The sequence below is a fragment of the Clostridium sp. AF28-12 genome (assembly GCF_003435225.1).
Classification (GTDB): Bacteria; Bacillota; Clostridia; order Lachnospirales; family Lachnospiraceae; genus Pilosibacter; species Pilosibacter fragilis.
Genome location: NZ_QWGJ01000021.1, coordinates 40,149 through 47,326, shown reverse-complemented (window position 1 = coordinate 47,326; position 7,178 = coordinate 40,149). Strand labels below are relative to the sequence as shown.

Genomic DNA, 7,178 nt, shown 5'->3' with positions numbered 1-7,178 from the left:
TTCTTTATATTATTTTATCTAGCACAACAGGTTAATTTAGATAAAGGAGGTGTATGGGTGTGCTCTTCTTTGCCAGTTCTAATAAAATGAATAAGCAATACCATTCTTATAGTCAAGATATGTCTCTCCAAGTACATTATCCCCTGCTGGCAAGGAGAGCGCATCCATGCACCTCCTCACTCCCGGCCTCCATGACAGTGGAAGCTGCGCTTGTTCTTCCGCTCGCCCTGTTTTTCTTCCTGGCACTTCTCAAACCAGTCACCTGGCTTGACAGGCAGAGAAAGGTTCAGACTGCCATGGAGCGGATCGGCGAGGAGATCAGTCAATATGGGATTTTGGCGGAGTCGGTGGAAACCGGAGACAGTGAGTTGCCGGCATTCTGTACGGACGCTGCGGCAGCTCTTTGGATCCGGGGAAAAGTCGGGCAGTACGCGGATCATGTGACGGTGAAAAAGGCAGATGTATACGGAGAGAACGGTGAGATCGAGTTTGCGGCGGAGTATCAGGAGGAGATTCCATTTTTTGAGACAGTTCTGGGAAAACAGACGGAGACTGTGGCTGTGAAACGGAGGTCCTGGATCGGAATTCCCGGGAAATTAAAGGGAGACGGGACTTCTCAAGATGGTGATGGGGATGAGCAGACGGAGATGGTCTATGTAGGGGCCGGAATAGGGAGATATCACCTGTTCCGGGACTGCCATTATATTTCGAATGAGTACATGACTGTCACAAGATCTGAGGCAGAAAACGGCAAGGTTCCCGGAGAAAAGCGAACGCCCTGTGCCGTCTGCGGGAAAAAGGGAGATGGATCGGAGACCGTCTATATCACGACGGCAGGCGAGCACTATCACTGCAATAAAAATTGCAGGTCTATGATATCCTATGTGCGGGAAGTACCGAAGGATGAGGCGGAACATCTTGGATTGTGCTCATACTGTGTGAGGAAAAAGGGGGAGACAGAATGAATCTGTTTTTTGTTTTTTTAGGAACCGCAGCCTGGCAGGATCTCAGAACGAGAAGCATCAGCCTGGAGGTACTGGCGGGCGGAGCGGCAGTAGGGATCATAACCTGCATATGGAAGGAACGGCTTCCGGGGGAGATCGTTCTGGCGATGATTCCTGGAATTATGCTTTTGCTGATTGGAATGTTGACAAGGGGGCTCCTGGGTGAGGGCGACGGGTGGTTTTTTATTGTATCCGGATTTTTCCTTGGGTGGCAGGAGTGTGTGATGTTATTGATCTCCGGGCAGATTTTCTGCGGAATATTTGGGCTTGCGATAATGGTCGGCGCACAGATCGGAACTGGAAGGGAAAATATCCGAAAACTGCGGCTGCCGTTTTTGCCGTTTCTTTTACCTGCGTCACTGTGGATGGTGCTTATGAGGATGATATGAGAGAGACGACTTGCATAAAGAAATATTACAGCGCCAGCATAACGGTAGAGGCATCCATAATTCTTTCGGTGGTCTTACTATCCCTGGCGGCATTTATCCGATATGCCTATACGGTCCATGATACGGTGACTGGCAGTATGATCCTGGAGGAAACACTGGAGCGGGCCAGAAATAACGTCAATGAGAAAAAAACGATAGATTCTTTTGAGCAGGAGGGAAGCCAGATGGGGAACCCAAGGCTTTATCTGGGAGCATATGAGCTCCATCTGAATCTGGGAGCGCTGACGGCAGAAGGTGACGCGGCGGCGGGGGACTGGAGTCTTCATATAGAGCGGGCGGATATCCACCCGGAGACTTTTCTGCGGCAGCAGGACGCCTTGAAGAAAATAAAAGACAGGATCGATGACTGATGAAAACAGAATTTAAACGAGAAATGAACCGAAATTACATGGTACTGCACCCGGAAAAAGAGATCGGGGGATCCTATGCGCTGCGGATGCTGTCGGAAAACAGGATCAACGGACTTCTGCCGTTTCAGGAAAAAAGGATCGATGGGGAGACATTCCTGTATTTTAATATCACGTCGAGACAGTCGCTAGCCAGAATGATGGAATACCGGTCATTTAAGGCAAAGGAGATCCGGCAGATCACCAGTGATCTGGTCGTCACCATGACGGCATTGGAAAGGTTCCTGATGGACGGAGACCAGCTTTGTCTGGAACCGGATATGATCTATGTGGATCCGGATGACCTGAAAGCGAATTTCTGCCTTCTTCCAGGGAGTGGCAGTCAGTTTGAGGAGAGTTTCCGGAAACTGGCACGGTATATTCTGGACCATGTGGATCACACAGACGGAGACGCGGTAGTTCTGGCATTCGCTCTGTTTCGGGCAGGAGAAAAGGAAAATCTGGGGATCCGGGATCTGGAAAAATGTCTGCGGGCGGGAGAAAGAGACGGGAAAGAAGATATTTTCGGGGAAAACACTGGAAAGGAAAAGTTATATGAAGCAGAGAGAAAAATGGTCAGGGAATATGGGACAGGGGCAGCAGGAGAGCTGCCGCGACATCAGGGAGAAAAGCAAAATGGATCAGAAGGAAAGTACAGATATTCTGAGATCAAGAAAACGGATCTTTCAGGCGAGACAGAAGAACTAGCAGAGGAAAAAGGGCTGAAGCACGGGAAAAACTTGTTTTCAGTGCTGTTTGCGGTTTTGATGGCAGCTGTTCCGGTGGCAGTTTACTTTATCGTCGGAATCGATCGGATTCTGGAATGGAAATGGGGAATCCTTGCGGCGGAAGGTGTGCTGATGGCCGGCGTGATATTCTTTCGTGTGAAAAAAGATGAAGAAGAGACCGGGGAAACAGAAGAGGACTGGGAAGTTGAGTTCCGGGAAGAAGAGGACAGGGAGCGCGGAGGAATGCCGGACAAAATTGAATACCGGAGAGATATGGCGGAAGTGTGGGGAGATGCAGAAAATAATGAGAATGGCATTTATACTGATCCTAATGACTTAAGAACTGATGTAAGACAAAGAGAATCTGATGAAATGCAGACAGTGCTTCTTACGGGAAGACAGATATACCCGGCGACAAGACGTCTCGTCCCGGAAAATGGGGGCGAGGACGTCCTGGTCCGATATTTCCCGTTTATTATTGGAAAGAACCGGGAAATATCGGATTTCTGCCTGAATCTGCCTCAGATCAGCCGGATCCACGCGAAAATTGAAGAAGATAAGGACGGATATATGATCACGGATCTCAATTCAACGAATGGAACCAGTGTAAATGGGCGGTTCCTGGAGACAAATGAGAGTATTCATATAGAACCAGGGGAAATGCTCTCTTTTGCGGATCAGAGATACCGTTTTTTGTAGGATCTCCTGGGTAAAAGTTCCGTTAAAGAGAAAGTAAAAATACAAAACAGGGGTGGTGTTTTTCGGACATTTGGTCTATGATATATCCATCAATGATGAAAGGAGGGGTATTATGGCTTTTCAGATGCCAGAATATCATCAGCCCGATTTTTCAAAGGAACAGTTTATCAAGGCCCCTGACGCGAAATGGGAAATCGTGGAGATCGATGGGGTTGCCCCAGAATACTTTCACAGTACATCTATGTTCCCGGAATATTTTAAGATCCAGGGCAAGTGGGTGTTAGCGGAAGAGAGCCGCATGGATTCCAGCGTTGTGATCTGCCCGGATGGACATTTGGAGGTAGTCGAAAACAGGAATCTCAAAAAAGGTGACAAGGTTATTCTTGGACGGAGCGAAGCCTGCGAGGAGGGAATTTATGTCCACAGTACAGGATTCCAGACAGAAGCGGACGCGCTTGCGGATAAATTTGTGTTCCGCCAGGGACGAAGCAGGGAGACCTCCTATGCGAGAGACTATGACCGCCTGATGGACCTTCTTCGCTATGAAAAAGAACATGGGAAGATTGTCTGGGTCATGGGACCGGCGTTTTCCTTCGACTATGACGCGAGAAACGCAATGCAGTCCCTGATCGATAACGGATATGCCCACGGTCTGATGGCAGGAAACGCGCTCGCGACCCACGACCTGGAGGGCGCGCTGTTGCATACGGCACTAGGACAGGATATCTACACGCAGGTATCCCAGCCGAATGGCCATTACAACCACCTGGATGTGTTAAATAAGGTCCGCAGAAGCGGTTCCATTCCGAAATTTATCGAGGATAATCACATTGACAATGGTATTATCTATGGATGCGTGAAGAATCATGTTCCGTTTGTTCTGACCGGTTCGATCCGCGATGACGGTCCAATGCCGGAAGTCATCGGAGACGCGTATAAAGGACAGAGCGCCATGCGCGATATGGTGCGGGATGCCACCTGTGTGATCTGCTTAGCTACAATGCTTCACACGATTGCCACGGGCAATATGACTCCGTCATTCCGCGTTATGAAGGACGGAACGATCCGCCCGGTATATCTCTATACTGTTGATGCGGACGAGTTTGTGGTAAACAAGCTGATGGACCGCGGAAGCCTCTCTGCAACGACTATCGTGACGAATGTCCAGGACTTTATCACGATCATCGCAAAAGGACTTGGGGTCATGAAATAACAGAGTAGAAAGGATGAGACCCATGGGAAGCCGATATGGAAAGAAGGCTTATGTAAATGGACTTCTGATTGCTCTGAATGTGCTGTTTTTCCTGTATCTGGAGATCACCGATTCCTCGGAGGACGCGTATTTCATGTATACAAAGGGCGCGATGTTTGCACCTGCAGTCCTGGAGGACGGTGAGTATTACCGGCTTTTGACAGCGATGTTTATGCATTTTGGAATCCGGCATATTATGAACAATATGCTGGTCCTGTTTGTGATTGGGGACAACCTGGAACGGGCACTGGGACATGTGAAGTACTTGATATTTTACCTGCTCTGCGGAATTGGCTCGAACTGGGTGTCTATGATGGCGCACACAGCTGATACAATGACAGTATCAGCCGGGGCATCCGGCGCAATTTTTGGAGTGGTCGGCGGCCTGCTTTATGTGGTTACGGCCAACAGAGGGCAGTTGGAAGATCTGAATACAAGACAACTTGTGATCATGATCTTTTTCTCCCTGTATTTAGGATATACAAGCACCGGTGTGGACAATATCGCACACCTGTCTGGCCTTGTAATAGGCTTTGTGCTTGCTATAATTTTATATCATAGGCCTGCCAGAGACCGGTGGGCGGACGGAGGTATCAAAAGATGAAAGACTGTAACTGTATTTTCTGTAAGATCGCGAATGGTGAGATTCCTTCCTCAACTGTATATGAGGATGAAGATTTCCGTGTAATTCTGGACCTTGGTCCGGCTGCGAAAGGTCACGCCCTGATCCTTCCGAAAGAACACTTTAAGGACGTTACCGAGCTGGATCCGAAGATTGCTGCAAAAGTACTTCCGTTAGGAGCGAAACTCGGAACCGCAATGAAGAAATCCCTGGGCTGCGCAGGCTTCAACCTGGTACAGAATAACGGTGAAGCAGCAGGACAGACGGTATTCCATTTCCATGTACATGTGATCCCGCGCTATGAGGGCGGTCCGGTGATCGCTGGATGGGAACCGGGAAAAGAAGATCCGGAGGTTCTTGCTGAGACAGCAGAAAAGATTAAAGATGCACTGTAATCAGAGAGATTTTTAAAGGAGAATTTATGCCGCAGGACAAAGATGAACTGCTGCAAGTACTGATTACGAAATATGCTCAAATGTATATGAAGCTGGCTTATGCGATCGGAGTGCCATATGATGATGTGGAAGACATTGTCATGGAAGCATTCTGGTCGTTCTACCGGGCGGATTATGGCGGGAAGCTAGAGAGTGAAAAAGCTATAAAAGTGATGCTGGCGCGTATTGTCGAGAATAAATGTATCGACTATTTTAGAAAAGAGAAGCGAAGCATCAAGCCGAATGAGGACGAAGATGTGAGTGAACTGGAGTATGTCGCAGATCTTTCCACATACGATCCGCTGCAATCCGTAATTAGCAGAGAAAGCTGCGGTCAGATCTTCGAGGTCCTGGATGGTTTAAGGGAATCGTGGAAGGATGTCACGGTGATGTATTTCATCCAGGGATTTACGACTGAAGAAATTTGTGAGCGTCTTGAAATCACGAACGACATGTGTCGTTCGCGAATTTCAAGAGCAAGAAAATACTTAAGAGAAAACCTGAAAAGTCGTATGGACCGCGGTCATTTGTGATCAGCACAATCGTTGATCAATTTCATGATCGTATCAATTGCATTATTTAAATGGCTCTTTTCCATACTATCAATGAATGTCCGGCGGTTCTCGTAGGTATCGTGAATCGCGTCAAAAAGAGTGGCGTCAGTCACTTTCTCCTCTTCCAGAACCGTGGAATACCCCTGTTTTGCAAAAGAATTGGCATTCAGGATCTGATCTCCACGGCTGGCCGCTGCGGAGAGCGGAATCAGGACATTCGGCTTCCTGAGTGCAAGAATTTCACAGATGGAATTTGCACCTGCCCTGGAGACAATCAGATCAGCTGCCGCAAATAAGTGCTTCAGCGGACTGTCAACATATTCATACTGAACGTAACCGGGAGTTCCAATCAGGGACTCATCCAGGTTCCCTTTTCCACAGATATGGATCACCTGGAATTGTTCTAAGAGCTTTGGAAGAATACTGCGGACCGCGCCGTTTACTTTTACGGAGCCCAGACTTCCACCGATTACAAGAATAATCGGTTTTGCCGCAGAGAGGTTTGTGTACTGCAGACCGGCAAGACGGTCACCTTGAAGGAGTTCTGCACGGATCGGGGATCCTGTGAGGACTGCTTTTCCTTCCGGAAGATACTTTAAGGTCTCTGGGAAGTTGCAACATACCCATTTTGCAGACGGAATGCAGAGTTTATTTGCCAGACCTGGAGTCATATCGGACTCGTGGATGATCGTCGGAATGTGGTAATGCTTTGCAGCGAGGACAACAGGAACCGCAACAAATCCGCCCTTAGAGAAGAGAACATCCGGTTTGTATTTTTTCATCAACTTTAAGGCCTCTGCGTAACCTTTTAATACACGGAACGGGTCGGTAAAGTTCTTTAAATCGAAATATCGGCGCAGTTTTCCGGAAGAGATTCCGTTGTAAGGAATACCTGCGTTTTCAATCAGTTTGCGTTCCATACCATTGTAGGAACCAATGTATCGAATATCATATCCGGCTGCCTTGAGAGACGGAATCAGGGCAAGGTTCGGAGTAACGTGACCGGCTGTACCACCGCCGGTGAGAAGAATGGTTTTCATAAAAATTGCC

Annotated in this window: 9 protein-coding genes; 8 read left to right on the top strand and 1 reads right to left on the bottom strand. The window is 48.2% G+C overall.

Going from position 1 to position 7,178, the window contains the following annotated elements; all coding sequences use genetic code 11:
• Positions 1–191 precede the first annotated feature (191 nt).
• The 8 genes from DWY93_RS14680 to DWY93_RS14645 all read left to right on the top strand — a co-directional run bounded on the left by DWY93_RS14680 (position 192) and on the right by DWY93_RS14645 (position 6,107).
• Positions 192–965, top strand: a complete 774-nt coding sequence (locus tag DWY93_RS14680) for a hypothetical protein (protein ID WP_117471048.1) — start codon at positions 192–194, stop codon at positions 963–965.
• Entirely contained in the window at positions 962–1,393 is a 432-nt protein-coding gene (locus tag DWY93_RS14675; protein ID WP_117471047.1) for an A24 family peptidase, read from the top strand. The genes DWY93_RS14680 and DWY93_RS14675 overlap by 4 nt, the downstream gene beginning before the upstream one ends.
• Positions 1,390–1,803 carry a hypothetical protein gene (locus tag DWY93_RS14670; RefSeq protein ID WP_117471046.1) on the top strand — a complete coding sequence of 138 codons (414 nt, stop codon included), beginning with the start codon at positions 1,390–1,392 and terminating at the stop codon, positions 1,801–1,803. The genes DWY93_RS14675 and DWY93_RS14670 overlap by 4 nt, the downstream gene beginning before the upstream one ends.
• On the top strand, positions 1,803–3,266 hold the full coding sequence (locus tag DWY93_RS14665; RefSeq protein WP_117471045.1) for a DUF6382 domain-containing protein: 1,464 nt from the start codon (positions 1,803–1,805) through the stop codon (positions 3,264–3,266). Before DWY93_RS14670 ends, DWY93_RS14665 begins: the two co-directional genes overlap by 1 nt.
• A gap of 112 nt (positions 3,267–3,378) precedes the next feature.
• Entirely contained in the window at positions 3,379–4,479 is a 1,101-nt protein-coding gene (locus tag DWY93_RS14660) for a hypothetical protein (protein ID WP_117471044.1), read from the top strand.
• Between the two features lie 22 nt (positions 4,480–4,501).
• A complete protein-coding gene (locus tag DWY93_RS14655) occupies positions 4,502–5,122 on the top strand; it encodes a rhomboid family intramembrane serine protease (RefSeq protein WP_015552895.1) in 621 nt (206 codons plus the stop codon).
• Positions 5,119–5,535, top strand: a complete 417-nt coding sequence (locus DWY93_RS14650) for an HIT family protein (protein ID WP_015552896.1) — start codon at positions 5,119–5,121, stop codon at positions 5,533–5,535. Before DWY93_RS14655 ends, DWY93_RS14650 begins: the two co-directional genes overlap by 4 nt.
• Positions 5,536–5,561: 26 nt before the next feature.
• Positions 5,562–6,107, top strand: coding sequence for an RNA polymerase sigma factor (locus DWY93_RS14645; protein WP_117472544.1), 546 nt, complete (start codon positions 5,562–5,564; stop codon positions 6,105–6,107).
• On the opposite strand, the gene DWY93_RS14640 is transcribed toward DWY93_RS14645, so the two are convergent.
• Positions 6,098–7,168: an undecaprenyldiphospho-muramoylpentapeptide beta-N-acetylglucosaminyltransferase gene (locus DWY93_RS14640; protein WP_015552898.1), complete on the bottom strand. Its 1,071-nt coding sequence runs from the start codon at positions 7,166–7,168 to the stop codon at positions 6,098–6,100. The two genes, DWY93_RS14645 and DWY93_RS14640, sit on opposite strands and share 10 nt — an antisense overlap.
• Positions 7,169–7,178 lie beyond the last annotated feature (10 nt).

Coding starts and splice junctions, on each gene's coding strand:
- DWY93_RS14680 (WP_117471048.1), top strand. CDS start 192: ATGACAGTGGAAGCTGCGCTTGTTCTTCCGCTCGCCCTGTTTTTCTTC.
- DWY93_RS14675 (WP_117471047.1), top strand. CDS start 962: ATGAATCTGTTTTTTGTTTTTTTAGGAACCGCAGCCTGGCAGGATCTC.
- DWY93_RS14670 (WP_117471046.1), top strand. CDS start 1,390: ATGAGAGAGACGACTTGCATAAAGAAATATTACAGCGCCAGCATAACG.
- DWY93_RS14665 (WP_117471045.1), top strand. CDS start 1,803: ATGAAAACAGAATTTAAACGAGAAATGAACCGAAATTACATGGTACTG.
- DWY93_RS14660 (WP_117471044.1), top strand. CDS start 3,379: ATGGCTTTTCAGATGCCAGAATATCATCAGCCCGATTTTTCAAAGGAA.
- DWY93_RS14655 (WP_015552895.1), top strand. CDS start 4,502: ATGGGAAGCCGATATGGAAAGAAGGCTTATGTAAATGGACTTCTGATT.
- DWY93_RS14650 (WP_015552896.1), top strand. CDS start 5,119: ATGAAAGACTGTAACTGTATTTTCTGTAAGATCGCGAATGGTGAGATT.
- DWY93_RS14645 (WP_117472544.1), top strand. CDS start 5,562: ATGCCGCAGGACAAAGATGAACTGCTGCAAGTACTGATTACGAAATAT.
- DWY93_RS14640 (WP_015552898.1), bottom strand. CDS start 7,168: ATGAAAACCATTCTTCTCACCGGCGGTGGTACAGCCGGTCACGTTACT.